Raw genomic sequence first — 15,046 nt, 5'->3', positions numbered from 1 at the left:
TACCTGAGGCCTGGCCGAGCCAGCCAGGCAAGCAACCGTATCGCAAGACACCGTGCCAGGCGCACCGGTGGGGGCTCTGTTGTAACTGCGTCTTTCGCAGTTTTGATGGGTAAGTAAGAGTAAATCAAAAAGGAGGGTCGCCATGATTCACAACGAGCAGGCAAGGGGCCGCCGGTTGCAAGCAGTGCGCGACTGTCCACGGGCCTGAGCCCGGCGCCGCCGGCATGAACTGACCGGCCGCGCTCTATCCAGATACTGCATTTTTTTCCGCGCTGCGGCGCGGAAGGGGCTTCTTTTCGCCAGCGTTTCGCTCGACACGACAAGTCGGCAACGCCGGACGGGGTTTTATTGTCTTTTCAATCGTCGTTAATAAAAGGGTTAATCATGAATAACCAACCAGAACTGGGCAAAACACAGGGCCTGATGCAGGGCAACCTGCGCGTGATCGTGGCCGCGCTGGCGCTCGCCGGCGTGGTCGGCGCCGGCTTGACCGGCTGTGCCGACGCCAACAGCAACGATACACCGGCAGCCGCGCCCGCCGCGCCGCCGGTTTCCGCCGCCGTGGTGCTGCAAAAACCCGTCCTCGAGACCCAGGAATTCTCGGGCCGCCTGGAAGCGATCGACGTGGTCGAGATCCGTCCGCGCGTCTCGGGTTACATCACCGCCGTGAACTTCAAGCCGGGCGCCGAGGTCAAGAAGGGCGACGTATTGTTCGTGATCGACCCGCGTCCCTACCAGGCCGAGTCCGACCGCACCCAGGCCGCCGCCGCCGCCGCCCGCGCCAGGGCCGACCTGGCGCGCCTGGAACTGCAGCGCGCCGAGCGCCTGCTGGCCGACAAAGCCATCGCCCAGCGCGAGTTCGACGAACGCGACGCCGGCCAGAAGGAACTCGACGCCAGCGCCCGCGCCGCCGCCGCCGAGCACGAAGCCGCGCGCCTGAACCTGGCCTACACCCGCGTCACCGCACCGATCGACGGGCGCGTCTCGAAAGCCGAAATCACCCTCGGCAACCTGGTCGACGCCAGCGCCGTGCTGACCTCGGTCGTGTCGCTGGACCGCATCTACGCCAGCTTCGACGGCGACGAAGACACCTATCTGCGCGTGAGCCGCCGCACCCATGCCGGCAACCCGGTCGACGTCAAGGTCGGCCTGGCCGGCGAGGAGGGCTTCCCGCACAGTGGCAGGCTCGAATTCGTCGACAACCAGCTCGACAGCCGCAGCGGCAGCGTGCGCATGCGCGCCACCCTGGCCAATGCCGAGCGCCAGCTGGCGCCAGGACTGTTCGCCCGCGTGCAGGTCGCCGGCGGCGTGCCGAGCCAGCAGATCCTGATCCAGGACCGCGCCATCGGTACCGACCAGGACCGCAAGTTCGTGTACGTGGTCGACAAGGACGGCAAGGCCGAATACCGCGCCGTCAAGCTCGGGCCGCTGGACGACAATCTGCGCGTCGTGCGCGAAGGCCTGAAAGCAGGCGAGAAGATCGTGGTCAACGGCCTGCAGCGCGTGCGTCCCGGCGCGCCAATCGCGGCGCAAACCGTCCCGATGGTGGCGCCAGCCACACCCGCGGCCGCCGCAGCGACGCCGGCCAAGGCCGACAAGCTGGCGCTGGCCGATACCAAGGAGTAAGCGGCCATGAACTTCTCTCGATTCTTTGTCGACAAGCCGATCTTCGCGGCGGTGCTGTCGGTGATCATCTTCGTTGGCGGCCTGATCTCCATCTTCATGCTGCCGATTTCCGAATACCCGGAAGTGGTGCCGCCATCGGTGGTGGTGCGCGCCCAGTATCCTGGCGCTAACCCGAAAGTGATCGCCGAAACGGTGGCCACGCCGCTGGAGGAACAGATCAACGGCGTCGAGGACATGCTGTACATGTCCTCGCAGAACACCTCGGACGGCGCGCTGGCGCTGACCGTGACCTTCAAGATCGGCACCGACGTCGAACAGGCCGAGACCGCGGTGCAGAACCGGGTCCAGCGCGCCTTGCCGCGTCTGCCGGAAGAGGTACGCCAGATCGGCGTGACCACGGTGAAGTCGTCGCCCAACCTGACCATGGTGGTGCACCTGAATTCACCGAACGGCCAGTATGACGACCTGTACCTGCGCAACTACGCGGTGCTGAACGTGAAGGACCAGCTGGCCCGGATCAAGGGCATGGGCGAGGTGCAGCTGTTCGGTTCGGGCGACTACGCGATGCGGGTTTGGCTCAATCCGCAGAAGGTGGCCGAGCGCAACCTGACCGCGGGCGACGTCGTCGACGCGATCCGCGAGCAGAACGTGCAGGTCGCGGCCGGCGTGATCGGCCAGGGACCGGCGAAGGACGCCGACTTCCAGCTGACCGTCAACACGCAGGGCCGCCTGCAGAGCGTCGAGCAGTTCGGCGACATCGTCCTCAAGACCAATGCCGATGGCGGCACCACCCTGCTCAAGGATGTGGCGCGCCTGGAACTGGGCTCGAGTTCGTACGCCCTGCGTTCGCTGCTGAACAATAAGTCGGCGGTCGCGATCCCGATCTTCGCCGCCCCTGGCGCCAACGACCTGCAACTGTCCGCCGACGTGCGCGCCACGATGGACGCGCTGTCGAAAGACTTCCCTGAAGGCGTCAAGCACTCGATCGTGTATGACCCGACCCAGTTCGTGCGCGAGTCGATCGACTCGGTGATCAAGACCCTGTTCGAGGCGGTGGTGCTGGTGGCCCTGGTCGTGATCATCTTCCTGCAGACCTGGCGCGCGTCGATCATCCCGCTGCTGGCGGTGCCGGTATCGGTGGTCGGCACTTTCGCCGTGATGCTGGCGTTCGGCTTCTCGATCAATACGCTGTCGCTGTTCGGCCTGGTGCTGGCGATCGGTATCGTCGTCGACGATGCCATCGTGGTGGTGGAAAACGTCGAGCGCAATATCAGCGACGGCCTGACGCCGCACGACGCGACCATCCAGGCGATGAAGGAAGTCAGCGGCCCGATCATCGCGATCGCCCTGGTGCTGTGCGCCGTGTTCGTGCCGATCGCCTTCGTTGCGGGCCTGACCGGCCAGTTCTACCGCCAGTTCGCCCTGACCATCGCGATTTCGACCGTGATCTCGGCCTTCGTGTCGCTGACGCTGGCGCCGGCCCTGTCGGCCGCGATCCTGCAGCCGCACGGCGCCAAGAAGGACCGCCTGACGCGCATGATCGACAGTGTGTTCGGCCGCTTCTTCGCCGCGTTCAACCGGTTCTTCGGCCGTTCGTCCCAGAAGTATGAAGGCGGCGTGAAAACCGTCCTGCGCCGCAAGACCGCCTCCATCGCCGTCTACCTGCTGCTCGGCGTGGCCGCCGTGTTCGTGTTCAAGTCGGTGCCGCCGGGCTTCGTGCCGCAGCAGGACAAGGCCTACCTGATCGGCTTCGCCCAGTTGCCCGACGCCGCCTCGCTCGACCGTACCGACGCCGTGATTCGCCAGATGTCGAAGATCGCTCAGGAGATTCCTGGCGTGGAATCGTCGATCGCCTTCCCCGGCCTGTCGATCAATGGCTTCACCAATGCGCCGAATGCCGGCATCGTGTTTACCGGCCTGAAGCCGTTCAGCGAGCGCAAGGGCAAGGAGCAGAGCGCCGACGGCATCGCCGCCGAGATCAACAAGCGCATGGGCGCGGTGGAAGACGCCTTCGTGCTGGTGCTGTCGCCGCCACCGGTGAATGGCCTGGGCACCACCGGCGGCTTCAAGATGATGATCGAGGACCGCGGCAACGTCGGCTACGAAGAGCTGTACAAGGCGGTGCAGGCGCTGCAGGCGCGCGCCTGGCAGACTCCCGAGCTGGCGGGCGTGTTCTCGGGTTACCAGATCAACGTGCCGCAGCTGTTCGCCAACATCGATCGCGTGAAAGCCAAGCAGCTGGGCGTGTCGCTGGCCTCCATCAACCAGACCTTGCAGGTGAACCTGGGTTCGATGTACGTGAACGACTTCAACCAGTTCGGCCGTACCTACCAGGTACGGGTCCAGGCCGACGCCGAGTTCCGTTCGCACCGCGAGCAGATCGAACAGCTGAAGGTGAGGAGCAACACCGGTGAGATGATTCCGCTGTCGTCGGTGATGCGCGTGACCGATACCTATGGTCCGGACCGCGTGACGCGTTACAACGGCTACGTCGCGGCTGAACTCAATGGCGGCGCGGCCCCCGGGATCTCGAGCGGCCAGGCCCAGGCCATCATGGAGCAGCTCGCAAAAGAGACGCTGCCGAAAGGCGTGAGCTACGAGTGGACCGAACTGACCTACCAGGACATCCTGTCGGGTAATACCATGATCTATGTGTTCCCGCTGTGCGTGCTGCTGGTGTTCCTGGTGCTGGCGGCCCAGTACGAAAGCTGGACCCTGCCGCTGTCGGTGATCCTGATCGTGCCGATGTCCATCCTGTGCGCGCTGCTGGGCGTCAAGCTCACCGGTGGCGACAACAATGTGTTCACCCAGATCGCCCTGTTCGTGCTGGTGGGACTGGCGTCCAAGAACGCGATCCTGATCGTGGAGTTTGCCCGCGAACTCGAAGACCATGGCCGCACCGTGGTCGAAGCGGCCCTGGAAGCTTCCCGCCTGCGTCTGCGTCCGATCCTGATGACGTCGATCGCCTTCATCGCCGGCGTGGTGCCGCTGGTGTTCTCGAGCGGCGCCGGCGCCGAGATGCGCCACGCGATCGGTATCGCCGTGTTCTGGGGCATGCTGGGCGTGACGTTCTTCGGCCTGTTCCTGACGCCGCTGTTCTACGTGCTGCTGCGCATGCTGGCGAAACGTTTTGAAAAACCTGCGAAGGCGCCCGCCGTGGCGCACAGCGCGGAAGGAGTACATTGAGATGAATAATCCCTTCATTCGGCGCGGCGTCGCGCCGCTGCTGGCGGCCCTGCTGCTGAGCGCCTGCGCCACGCCCGATTTCGTCCAGCCGCAGGTGGCCACCCCGGCCGCCTTCCGCGAGTCGCAGGCGCCGACAGCGGCAGACCTGGAAGTGGCGGGTGCCGACGGCTCGCGCTGGAAGCCGGCGCAGCCGGCCGAGGCGCAGCCGCGCGGCCAGTGGTGGCTGGCCTTCAACGACCCGGCGCTCACCGCGCTGATCGAGGAAGCCGCCGCCAATAACGCCAACCTGTCGGTCGCTGCCAGCCGCGTCAAGCAGGCGCGGGCCATCGCCGGCATCGCCGAAGCCGACCGCATCCCGCAAGTGGGGATCGGCATCGGCGCCCAGCGCGCCCGCCTGTCGCCGCTGGAATCGAGCCTGCCGCAGGGCAGCGACACCGAAGCGCGCAACAGCTATACGGCGCGCCTGTCCGCCAGCTACGAGGTCGACCTGTTCGGCCGCGTGGCGGCCGGCGTGTCGGCGGCGCGCGGCGACGCGGCGACGTCGGAAGCGAACTTCCGCTCGGTGCTGCTCTCGCTCCAGGCCGACGTGGCCCAGACGTACTTCAGGCTGCGCGCGCTGGACGCCGAACTCGAGACGGTGGCGCAGACCGTGCGCCTGCGTGAAGAAAGCGTGGGCGTGACCCAGCGCCGCTTCGACCTGGGCGACATCGGCGAATTCGACCTGTCGCGCGCCCGCACCGAGCTGGCCACGGCGCGCGCCGAAGCGATCGGCGTGCAGCGCCAGCGCGCCACCACCGAGCATGCGCTGGCGGTCCTGCTGGGCAAACCGGCGGCCGACTACGTGGCCGGCCCTAGCCCGCTGCTGGATGCGAGCCTGATGCCGGCGATCCCGGCCGGCCTGCCATCGACGCTGCTCGAGCGCCGTCCCGACATCGTCGCCGCCCAGCGTGCGATGGAAGCGTCCAACGCCCGCATCGGCGTGGCGCGCGGCGCCATGTTCCCGGCGCTGACCATCAACGCCGATGGCGGCGGCGTGGGCGGGGTGTTCTCGGAAGTCTTCAAGTGGAGCAGCCGTTCGTGGGTGATCGGGGCGCTGGCGTCGATGCCCCTGATCGACGGCGGCCGCAACCGCAACAACGTGGTGCGCAGCGAAGCGGCGCTCGAAGAATCGGTCGGCGCCTATCGCCAGAGCGTGCTGGTGGCGTTCGCCGAAGTCGAGGACAACCTGTCGGGCCTGCGCATCCTGGCCGGCCAGTCGGCGCAGATCGACGCCGCCGTGGTATCGGCGCGCCGCTCGGCCGACCTGGCGCGGAAACTGTATGACGCTGGCCGGTCGAGCTACCTGGAGCTGCTCGATGCGCAGCGCAACCTGGCGGCGGTGGAGCGTACCGCGGTGCAGCTGCGTGGTGATCGCGCATTGACGACCGTGGCGCTGATCCGGTCGCTGGGTGGCGGCTGGGATGCGCCGCAGGCACAAGGCGCGACGCTGGCCCAACGATGATCTGACTACCCCCCTGGCAAAGTTGTTTGCCCTTTGCGGCGGTGCGTGCGAGCGTACCGCCGCTTTTTTCATCTGCTTGCAGGACAGCCGTATGCGGCGCGCTACAATGCGGCCATGTCGAGCGCACCTTCCTCTTTGCTGACCGGCCTGGCCCCCGTGATCGATGCCGGCGTACGTATTCTTGTGCTGGGCAGTTTCCCGGGCGCCGCCTCGCTGGCAGCCGGCCAGTACTATGCCCATCCACGCAATCAATTCTGGCGTCTGATTTCAAGCGTCGTGGACGCCGACCTGGCAGCGCTTCCCTACGCCGAACGCCTGCCTCGCCTGCTGGCGCATGGCGTCGGCCTGTGGGATGTGCTGGGCGAATGCGAACGTGCCGGCAGCCTCGATTCGGCGATTCGCAAGCCGGCCGCCAATGACTTCGAGCGGCTGCGTGAAATGTGCCCGCTGCTGGAAACGGTTGGCTTCAATGGCCAGGCGTCGGGTAAGTTCGCTCCGCAGTTTTCGGCCGCTGGCTATCGTACTGTCGTGCTGCCATCGAGTTCACCTGCGCATATGGCGATGTCTTTCGATCAGAAGCTGGACATCTGGCGCACATTGCGGGACAGCGAGTAGCGATTTATCGCAGTCGCGTCCCCGTCGTCGCCACCTTGCGCAAATACGCCAGCTTGGCCGAATACACCTCGCGCATATCCCCGCGCGTGCTGTGATCGACCGCCAGCGCGATATGCTCGCGCGCATCGCCCAGGTGTCCCAGCTTCAGGTGCGCGATCCCCAGCCAGAACCTGAACTCATCGTTATACGGCGCGCGCCGCACCTCGCGCGCGAAGTGCGCCACGGCCTCGTCGAAGTCGCCGGCCTTGAGCGCCACCATGCCCTTGTCGAAGTAGTAGTAGGGCGGTGTCGGCTCGATCGAGGCGATCCGCCTGGCCAGCGCCTGCGCTTCCTGCGGCCGGCCCAGCGCCAGCAGCAGCGGTTCGAGGTTGCGCAGCACTGACAGGTTCTCGGGCTCGCGCGTGAGCGCGGCCTGGAAGGTACTCTCGGCCAGGGCCAGCTCACCGTGGCGCTGGTAGATCACGGCCAGCGTATTGAGCGTGGTCGCCGTCCCCGGCTTCGCCACGACGGCCGCGCGCGCCCACCAGTAGGCGTCATCGATGCGGTCCTGCACCAGCGCCTCGGCGGCCCGGTTATTCAGGTACAAGGCGACGACGTCTTCTTCGTCCAGTTCGCGCGTGCGCAGGCTCGCCGCTTCGTCGCGCGGGATGAAATCGACTACCAGCACGCGGTTGGGATCGTAGCCGCGCAGGGCATCGCCCGGACGCTGGCCCAGGCCGATGTTGATGTGGGCGCTCGACAGATACAGGCCGGCGGTGCGGCTCCAGCTGTTCTCGACTTCCACGCTCTGGAAGTGCACCGGCATCCCGAGTTGCTTTGCGAAGGCGGCCGTCATGATGACCAGCGACAGGCAGTTGCCCATGCGCGCATCATAGGTTTCGCTGGCGGTGCGGGTGATGCGCGATTCGTATTCGAGCTTCAGGTCGCTCTTGCTGTACAGCGCGTCGATCAGGCCGTGGCGCATGCCCTTGCTGCGCAGGCGCTGGGTGAAGGCGGCGCTGTGCAGGTAGTCGCGCATGGCGGGGCTGAGCGTGAACAGGTCTTTCGCGCCGACCGGTTCGGACGGCGCCGCGAAACGGTCATCGGCGAACAGCGCGGGCGGCGGTGTGGGAGCGGGGGCGGTGCTGGCGCAGCCGGCCAGCAGCAAGGATAGCGACAGCCATCCGATGGCGAGGGTGTTCATGTCTCCTCCCTGTGCGCGCGGGTATTTACATCCCAGTATCCGCTCGCGCCAGGCAGAAGTAAAGCACGTCAATCCTCGTGGAAGGCTTCCAGCAACTCGTCCAGGATCTCGGCGGTTTCTTCGTCCGACAAGCCGAGATAGGCGCAGGCCGCGGCGCCGCCCTTGTTCCATTCGTTCGACTCGGCATGACCCTGGTAGCGGCAGATCGCGTTCTCGGCCAGCAGCGACAGCGCGACCAGCGAGCGCACCTGCGATGCCGTCGATGCGTCTTCGATCACCGCGTAGTCGTGATGGTGCAGGATGGCCCAGGATACCTGGTCCGACAGGCCCCAGTTACGCGCCAGCAGGCAGCCGACGGCGGCGTGGCTGGTCTGGTGGCGCTCCACTTCGAGCGCGGTGAAGGGGCGGGCGGCTTCGAGCGAAGCCGCGCCATAGGTCACGTTGTAATCCTTGAAACGGTCCATCAGCAGCGGCACGCCGGTGTCGCAGAACAGGCCGAAGGTATGCGCCACGTCCGCCTCGCCGATCCGCAGGCGGCGCGACAGGAACACCATCGCCTGTGCGCGGCGGGTGGAGATGTCCCAGAAGCTGGCCAGGGCCGCGCTGTTGGCGGGAATCGCCTGGCGCGCCAGCAGCCCGGTCATCATGGCCGCGACCTGGTTGATGCCGAGGAACAGGATGGCTTGCTCGATCGACTTGGCCTTGTGCCGGCCGCCATAGATGGACGAATTGGCCAGCTTCAGGAGCGCGCCGGACATGCCGACGTCGCTTGCCACGGTCTTGCCGATGGCGTCCAGCGAGGGGTCTTCGGCCGCCAGTTCGCGCTGCAGGTCGGCGAGCAGACTTGGCCGCGGCGGGATGCGGATCGACTTGATCAGGGCATCGACCTGGTCGATCTGCGGGATGGGCTCGACGGCGGTGTTCATGGAAATGGAGGGCGCGAATATGCTTCGCGGAAATGCGGAGGACGTCGTCACTATACCCGAGTCATTTCGATATTGCAGCAAGGCAATGTCATTATCACTCTGTTCTTGTATCTATTTCACCAAAACGGCGGGTCGTCCTGTCCCGCGCTAGAATCGGCGCATGGCTATTTCTACAATTGCAGGGATTGATTTTTCGAAGCCGGCGGACGTCGTCGCGCAGCAGCTGATCGGTGTCACGGTGCTGGTGGACGGCGTCGGCGGCCGCATCGTCGAGACGGAAGCCTATGATCATGAGGACCCGGCCTCGCATGCGTATTCCGGACCGACCGAGCGCAATGCGTCGATGTTCGGGCCACCCGCGCATGCCTATGTTTACAGGTCGTACGGCATTCACTGGTGCCTGAACTTCGTGTGCCAGGAGGCCGGCCATGGCGCCGGGGTGCTGATCCGCGCGCTGGAACCGGTGGCGGGACTCGACGTCATGCGCGCGCGGCGCGATGCGATCGACGAGCGCCTGCTGTGTTCCGGGCCAGGCAAGCTGTGCCAGGCACTCGGTGTGACGCGGGCGCTCAATGGCAAGGCGCTGTTCGAGGCGCCGTTCGAGCTGCTGCCGGCCGAGGCGGGATTGGCGCTCGTGGCTGGGCCACGCATCGGCATTTCGAAGGCGGTCGATGTGCCGTGGCGGTTCGGCTTGGCGGGGTCGAAGTTTGTGAGTCGGCCGTTCCGGTGAAGCGAAGCACCCGCTAAGGCGCCCGCCAGGGCGCCCGGCGAGGACGGGTGCGACGTGCTGACAGTCGAGCCTATCCTGGCTCGGCAGTATTCAGGCGCGGCGGCGCGTGAAAGCGGCGGGGAGGGCGCGCACTGGACCGCCCCGCATCACACTGCCCGGTGCGCGCCGTTCGCTCACGCCCTGGAAGCCGGCGTCCCGCGATTCCTGCGCTACCGGTGCGTGCTGCGCTTCGGCATCGAAGCCCGGCGCGATGCGGAAGATCGCCACCGCCTTGGCCAGGTTGACGGTCTGCTCGTGCAGGCTCTCGGCCGCCGCCGCGGCCTGCTCGACCAGGGCCGCGTTCTGCTGGGTCATGCCATCCATTTGCCCGACCGCGCGATTGACTTCGGCGATGCCGTCGGCCTGTTCGGTGCTGGCGATGCTGATGCGGCCGATGATGTCGTTCACCTGGCGTACCGAGGACACGATGTCGCCCATGCTGGCGCCGGCTTCGCTGACCGCGGCGTTGCCGCGTTCGATGATGCTCACCGAGTCGGCGATCAGGCCCTTGATTTCCTTGGCCGCCGCCGCCGAGCGCTGGGCCAGCGTGCGCACCTCGGACGCCACGACCGCGAAGCCCCGTCCCTGTTCGCCCGCGCGCGCCGCTTCCACCGCCGCGTTCAGGGCCAGGATATTGGTCTGGAACGAGATGCCGTCGATGACGCCGATGATCTCGACGATCTTGCGCGAACTCGCCTGGATCGATTCCATCGTCGTCACCGCCTGCTGCACCGCCTGGCCGCCGCGCGAGGCCAGTTGCGCCGCTTCCGCCGCCAGTTCGGAGGCCTGGCGCGCGTTGCTGGCGTTGTCCTTGACCGCCGTGGTCAGGGTTTCCATGGTGCTGGCGGTCTGCTCGAGCGAGCCGGCCTGCATCTCGGTGCGGGTCGACAGGTCGAGGTTGCCGCTGGCGATTTCCTGCGACGCCGTATCGATCGAGCGCACCGCATTCATCACGCTGTGCAGGGCCGCGTTCAGGCGCGCGATGGTGTGGTCCAGTGCGCGCGCGGTGTCGTCGATCTCGTCGCGTCCACGCGCCCTGAGCGGCGGCGCGTCGAGCCGGCCCTCGGCCAGTTCGCCGACGGTGCGCGCGATCGCGTTGATCCCGGCCAGCATCGAGCGGCGCACCAGCATCGTCACCACCAGCGACAACCCGATCGACAACAGCACCAGGCCGGCCATGCTCCATCCCAGGCTGCGAAACTCCGCCTTGGCGGCGGCGTGCGCGTTCTCGCTCATCTTTTTCTCGAGCTGGGCCAGGCGGATCAACTCGGCGTCGAGGGCGCCGAACTGCTGCTCGGCCTTCTGCATCGCGTTGGTGGCGATCGACTGGTCGACCGAGGCCATTTCGACCGTCTCGCCGACCGCCTTGCGGTAGCGCGCGAGCGCCGCCTGCGAGGCTTCGATCGGCGCGCGTTCATCCGGCTCGGCGCCGTGGGCGAACTGGCCCAGCCTGTCGCCGATGGCGGCGTGTCTGCGCCCGATGTCCGCCGTCAGGGCCGCCAGCCGGTTCCGGGCGAAGCTGCCGTTGACCCAGGCCAGCAACTGGTAGGTGTTGGCGTGCGCGAAGCGCGCCTCGCCGGCGACGTCGGCCACCGCCTGCAGGCGCGCCGCGCGCACCTGCACCATGTGTTCGAGCGACGCGTTCTGGCGCACCATGCCGTAGTAGGCGGCTGCCGAGAGCAGGGTCAGCAGGACGAGCACGAGTCCCGGGGCCAGCAGCAGTTTCTGGCCGATCCGCAGTTTGTTCAGCATGGGAATCACTCCGCAAGAATGGCCGCCAGCACGGTGCGCGCTGGCGGCGGGGCAGGGCTTACTTCTTGTAGATGCCGGCTTCGAGTACCACGTCATCGACCAGCAGGATATACGTGGTCTTCGGCTCGATCTTGCCGCTCGTCGGGTTCTTGTACTGGTAATCGACCCACCCCTTGCCCTTGGCGGCGGCCAGTTCGATGATCTCGCGCCGATACTTCTTGCCGTTCGCATCCGGCACGTCGGTCAAATCCTTGCCGACGATCGACGGGTTATAAGGGTGGGCCAGCACGATGCCGGTCTTGACGTCGCGCAAATCGACATACAGCGCGCCCTGGACGAAACTCGGGTCCCTGGCATTAATCAGCTTCATCATCTGCGCCTTTCCCTTGGCCTTGATCAGGGCGGCGCCGCGCTCGGCCATCGCGACGGCGTCTTTCTCGGTCGGCTCATTGGCCAGGGCAGTGGCGCTGGCCAGTCCCAGGCACAGGGCGGCGGCAGTGGCGATCATCTTCATGGGCGGCTTCCTTTTCGTGTGTCTTCCGTGGAATATTTCTCAAGTGCACGTACTAATGTAGCGAGCCGCGCTCACGCCGGATTGCGTTCGCACAAGGGCAGATACCGAGCGCCGTCCGCGTTGTACCGTTGCCTCATTCGTGGCTACTACGGCGCAGGTTTGTCGCCGCCCGGCATCGGCGCATACTCAGGTTGATTGATGGCAATTCCTGTGCATGGGCGTTCCCTAAGATGAATGCTTCCCGGCAAGTCGCTGCCGGTCCCATCATCCCCCTGGAGAATCCTCGTGGCCACGACTGCATCGACGCCTTCCAAGTTCAAGCCTTACACGCGCCAGACCGTCGTCACTTCACGCCAATGGGAACGGCTCACACCCGAGCTGCAGGAAGCCGTACAGGTGGTGTCCCATGTGCTGCCGTTTCGCACCAATGCCTATGTGATGGATGAGCTGATCGACTGGAAGCGCGTGCCGGACGATCCGATCTACCGCCTGACCTTCCCGCACCGCGACATGCTGCCGGCCCAGGAATACGCGCAGTTGCGCGAGCTGGTGCTGTACAGGAAGGACGCCGCCGCGATTGCGCGCCTGGCGCACGCCATCCGCATGCGCATGAACCCGCACCCGGCCGGCCAGATGACGCACAACGTGCCGCGCGTGAACGATGCGCCGCTCAGGGGCCTGCAGCACAAGTACAAGGAAACGGTGCTGTTCTTTCCCAGCGCCGGCCAGACCTGCCATGCCTATTGCACCTTTTGCTTTCGCTGGCCGCAGTTCGTCGGCATGGAAGACATGAAGTTCGATGCGCGCGAATGCGGCGAGCTGGTGGCCTATCTCGAGATGCATCCGGAGGTAACCGACGTCCTGATCACCGGCGGCGACCCGATGATCATGAATACGCGCTCGCTCGCCGAATGCATCGAGCCGCTGCTGGCGCCCGAGCTGGCCCACATCCAGAACATCCGCCTCGGCACCAAGTCGGTCGCCTACTGGCCGCAGCGCTTCGTGTCGGACAAGGACAGCGACGACTTGCTGCGCTTGTTCGAGAAGGTGGTGGCGAGCGGGAAGAACCTGGCCATCATGGGCCACTACAACCACGCGGTCGAGATCCGCCAGCCGATCGCCCAGCAGGCGGTCAAGCGCATCGTCGGCACCGGCGCTACCCTGCGCATGCAGGGCCCCCTGATCCGCCACATCAACGAAGACCCGAAGAGCTGGGCCGAGCTGTGGACTACCGGCGTGCGCCTGGGCGCGATCCCCTATTACATGTTCGTCGAGCGCGACACCGGCCCGCGCGACTACTTCGCCCTGCCGCTGGCGCGCGCCCACGAGATCTTCCAGCAGGCGTATTCGATGGTTTCGGGCCTGTCGCGCACCGTGCGCGGGCCGTCGATGAGCGCCTTCCCCGGCAAGGTCGTCATCGACGGCGTGGTGACCATCAATGGCGAAAAGCTGTTCGCGCTGCAGTTCCTGCAGGCGCGCAATCCCGAGTGGGTGCGGCGCCCGTTCTTCGCCAAGTACGACGCCAATGCGACCTGGCTCGACCAGTTGACACCCGCCTTCGGGCGCGACCGCTTCTTCTTCGAGCTGGAAAGCGGCGCCCCGCTGCCCGGTCCCGGCGGGCGCGTGATCCCGCTGGTGCCGCTGGGCGAGCGCGGCGCCGCCCAGCCCGACGCGGCGTGAGCGACAAGCCGGGTCCGGCGATGCCGCCCGCTTGCGCCCTGGCGGCGCCTGGCCCCCTGCGCCGGTCCGGCGTAGGGGTATTCCTCTACGTGTTCCTGCCGTTCGCGCTGGGGCACTTCCTGTCTTCGCTGCTGCGCAACGCGAACGCGGTGCTGGCCCCGCACCTGGTGGGCGCGCTGGCGCTCACGCCGGGCCAGCTCGGGCTGCTCACCAGCGCCTTCTTCTTCACCTTCGCCCTGGTCCAGCTGCCGGTCGGGATGGCGCTGGACCGCTACGGGCCGCGCCGCGTGCAGGTGGCGCTGCTGCTGCTCGCGTCCTGCGGCGCGCTGCTGTTCGCGCACTGCAGTACCTTTCATGGCCTGCTGGCGGCGCGCGCCGTCATGGGCTGCGGCCTGGGCGGCTGCTTCATGGCGGCGGTCAAGGCCTTGTCCACCTGGGTCGCGCCGGATAGGCTGGCGTCGGTGCACGGTTACCTGATCGCGGTGGGTGGCATGGGTGCGGCCAGCGCCACCATGCCGGTGCGCGCCGTGCTCGAATACACCGACTGGCGCGGCCTGTTTTGCCTGCTGGCGGCGCTGGTGGCCTGTACCGGGCTGTTGATCGCGCTGCTGTATCCGAAGGCCGATGGTCCGGCAGCGCAGCGCGGCCCGCTGCTGCCGGCCCTGCGCGAGGTGTGGCGGGCGCCGGGCTTTCGCGCGGTCTCTTCGCTGGTGCTGGTCCCGCACGCGGTGTTCTTCGGCGTGCAGGGCTTGTGGATCGGGCGCTGGCTGCTGGATGCGGGGCGCTTCTCCGAGCCCGCCGTCGCCTACCTGCTCTACCTGGGCATGGCGGCGGTGGTGTTCGGCGCGATCGCGGTCGGCATGGTCACCGAATGGGCCGGGCGGCGCGGCATGCCGCCACTCGACGTGGCGGCGGCCGGCATCACCTTCTTCATTCTCGTGCAGGCGGCCATGGTGGTCGACCACCGGCCCAGCTTCGCGGTGCTGTCGGTGATGTTCACGCTGGTGGGTACGATCACCGGCATCGAATACGCGATCGTGGCGCAGTCGGTGCCGCGTGAATTGACGGGGCGCGCCGCGACCTTCCTCAACCTCTTGATCTTCATCGGCGCCTTCCTGGTGCAGGCCGGCTTCGGCCTGGTGATCGGACTGTGGGAGCCCGACGCGCTCGGGCGCACGCCGGCGGCCGCCTACCGCGCCGCGTTTGCGCTGCTGGTGCTGGTCCAGTTGCCCGGGCTATGGCGTTTCGCGCGGCGGCGCACGATGCCGGCGGCTGGGCTCGCTCAGCCGTAGCG

11 protein-coding genes are annotated in these 15,046 nt (G+C 66.8%); 7 read left to right on the top strand and 4 right to left on the bottom strand.

The annotated features are described in order from the left end of the window. The first annotated feature begins 384 nt into the window (after nt 1-384). The 4 genes from AC56KW_RS03075 to AC56KW_RS03060 all read left to right on the top strand — a co-directional run bounded on the left by AC56KW_RS03075 (nt 385) and on the right by AC56KW_RS03060 (nt 6,928). On the top strand, nt 385-1,626 hold the full coding sequence (locus tag AC56KW_RS03075) for an efflux RND transporter periplasmic adaptor subunit (RefSeq protein WP_497169260.1): 1,242 nt from the start codon (nt 385-387) through the stop codon (nt 1,624-1,626). Between the two features lie 6 nt (nt 1,627-1,632). Then, nucleotides 1,633-4,812 (top strand): efflux RND transporter permease subunit, encoded by a 3,180-nt coding sequence (locus AC56KW_RS03070; RefSeq protein WP_497169259.1) that lies wholly within the window; start codon nt 1,633-1,635, stop codon nt 4,810-4,812. 1 nt (nt 4,813) lies between these two features. Further along, nucleotides 4,814-6,313 carry an efflux transporter outer membrane subunit gene (locus tag AC56KW_RS03065; protein ID WP_497169258.1) on the top strand — a complete coding sequence of 500 codons (1,500 nt, stop codon included), beginning with the start codon at nt 4,814-4,816 and terminating at the stop codon, nt 6,311-6,313. Nucleotides 6,314-6,427: 114 nt separating this feature from the next. Continuing rightward, entirely contained in the window at nt 6,428-6,928 is a 501-nt protein-coding gene (locus tag AC56KW_RS03060; RefSeq protein ID WP_497169257.1) for a DNA-deoxyinosine glycosylase, read from the top strand. Between the two features lie 4 nt (nt 6,929-6,932). On the opposite strand, the gene AC56KW_RS03055 is transcribed toward AC56KW_RS03060, so the two are convergent. Further along, nucleotides 6,933-8,111: a tetratricopeptide repeat protein gene (locus AC56KW_RS03055; protein WP_497169256.1), complete on the bottom strand. Its 1,179-nt coding sequence runs from the start codon at nt 8,109-8,111 to the stop codon at nt 6,933-6,935. A 68-nt stretch (nt 8,112-8,179) separates the two neighbouring features. Then, nucleotides 8,180-9,037 (bottom strand): HDOD domain-containing protein, encoded by an 858-nt coding sequence (locus AC56KW_RS03050; RefSeq protein ID WP_497169255.1) that lies wholly within the window; start codon nt 9,035-9,037, stop codon nt 8,180-8,182. 160 nt (nt 9,038-9,197) lie between these two features. On the opposite strand from AC56KW_RS03050, the gene AC56KW_RS03045 reads away from it, so the two are divergent. After that, on the top strand, nt 9,198-9,767 hold the full coding sequence (locus AC56KW_RS03045) for a DNA-3-methyladenine glycosylase (RefSeq protein WP_497169254.1): 570 nt from the start codon (nt 9,198-9,200) through the stop codon (nt 9,765-9,767). A gap of 90 nt (nt 9,768-9,857) precedes the next feature. On the opposite strand, the gene AC56KW_RS03040 is transcribed toward AC56KW_RS03045, so the two are convergent. Together AC56KW_RS03040 and AC56KW_RS03035 are read right to left on the bottom strand one after the other, a co-directional pair. Next, nucleotides 9,858-11,558, bottom strand: coding sequence for a methyl-accepting chemotaxis protein (locus AC56KW_RS03040; RefSeq protein ID WP_497169253.1), 1,701 nt, complete (start codon nt 11,556-11,558; stop codon nt 9,858-9,860). Nucleotides 11,559-11,616: 58 nt separating this feature from the next. Next, a complete protein-coding gene (locus tag AC56KW_RS03035) occupies nt 11,617-12,072 on the bottom strand; it encodes a cache domain-containing protein (protein WP_497169252.1) in 456 nt (151 codons plus the stop codon). A 285-nt stretch (nt 12,073-12,357) separates the two neighbouring features. Here AC56KW_RS03035 and AC56KW_RS03030 point away from each other — a divergent pair, with 285 nt between their 5' ends. After that, entirely contained in the window at nt 12,358-13,752 is a 1,395-nt protein-coding gene (locus AC56KW_RS03030; protein ID WP_497169251.1) for a KamA family radical SAM protein, read from the top strand. Next, a complete protein-coding gene (locus tag AC56KW_RS03025; protein ID WP_497169250.1) occupies nt 13,749-15,044 on the top strand; it encodes an MFS transporter in 1,296 nt (431 codons plus the stop codon). The genes AC56KW_RS03030 and AC56KW_RS03025 overlap by 4 nt, the downstream gene beginning before the upstream one ends. Nucleotides 15,045-15,046: the final 2 nt, after the last annotated feature.

Source organism: Telluria sp. RT2P19 (assembly GCF_059685725.1).
The sequence above is the reverse complement of the archived record's forward strand: the minus strand, read 5'-3'. Positions and strand labels throughout refer to the sequence as shown.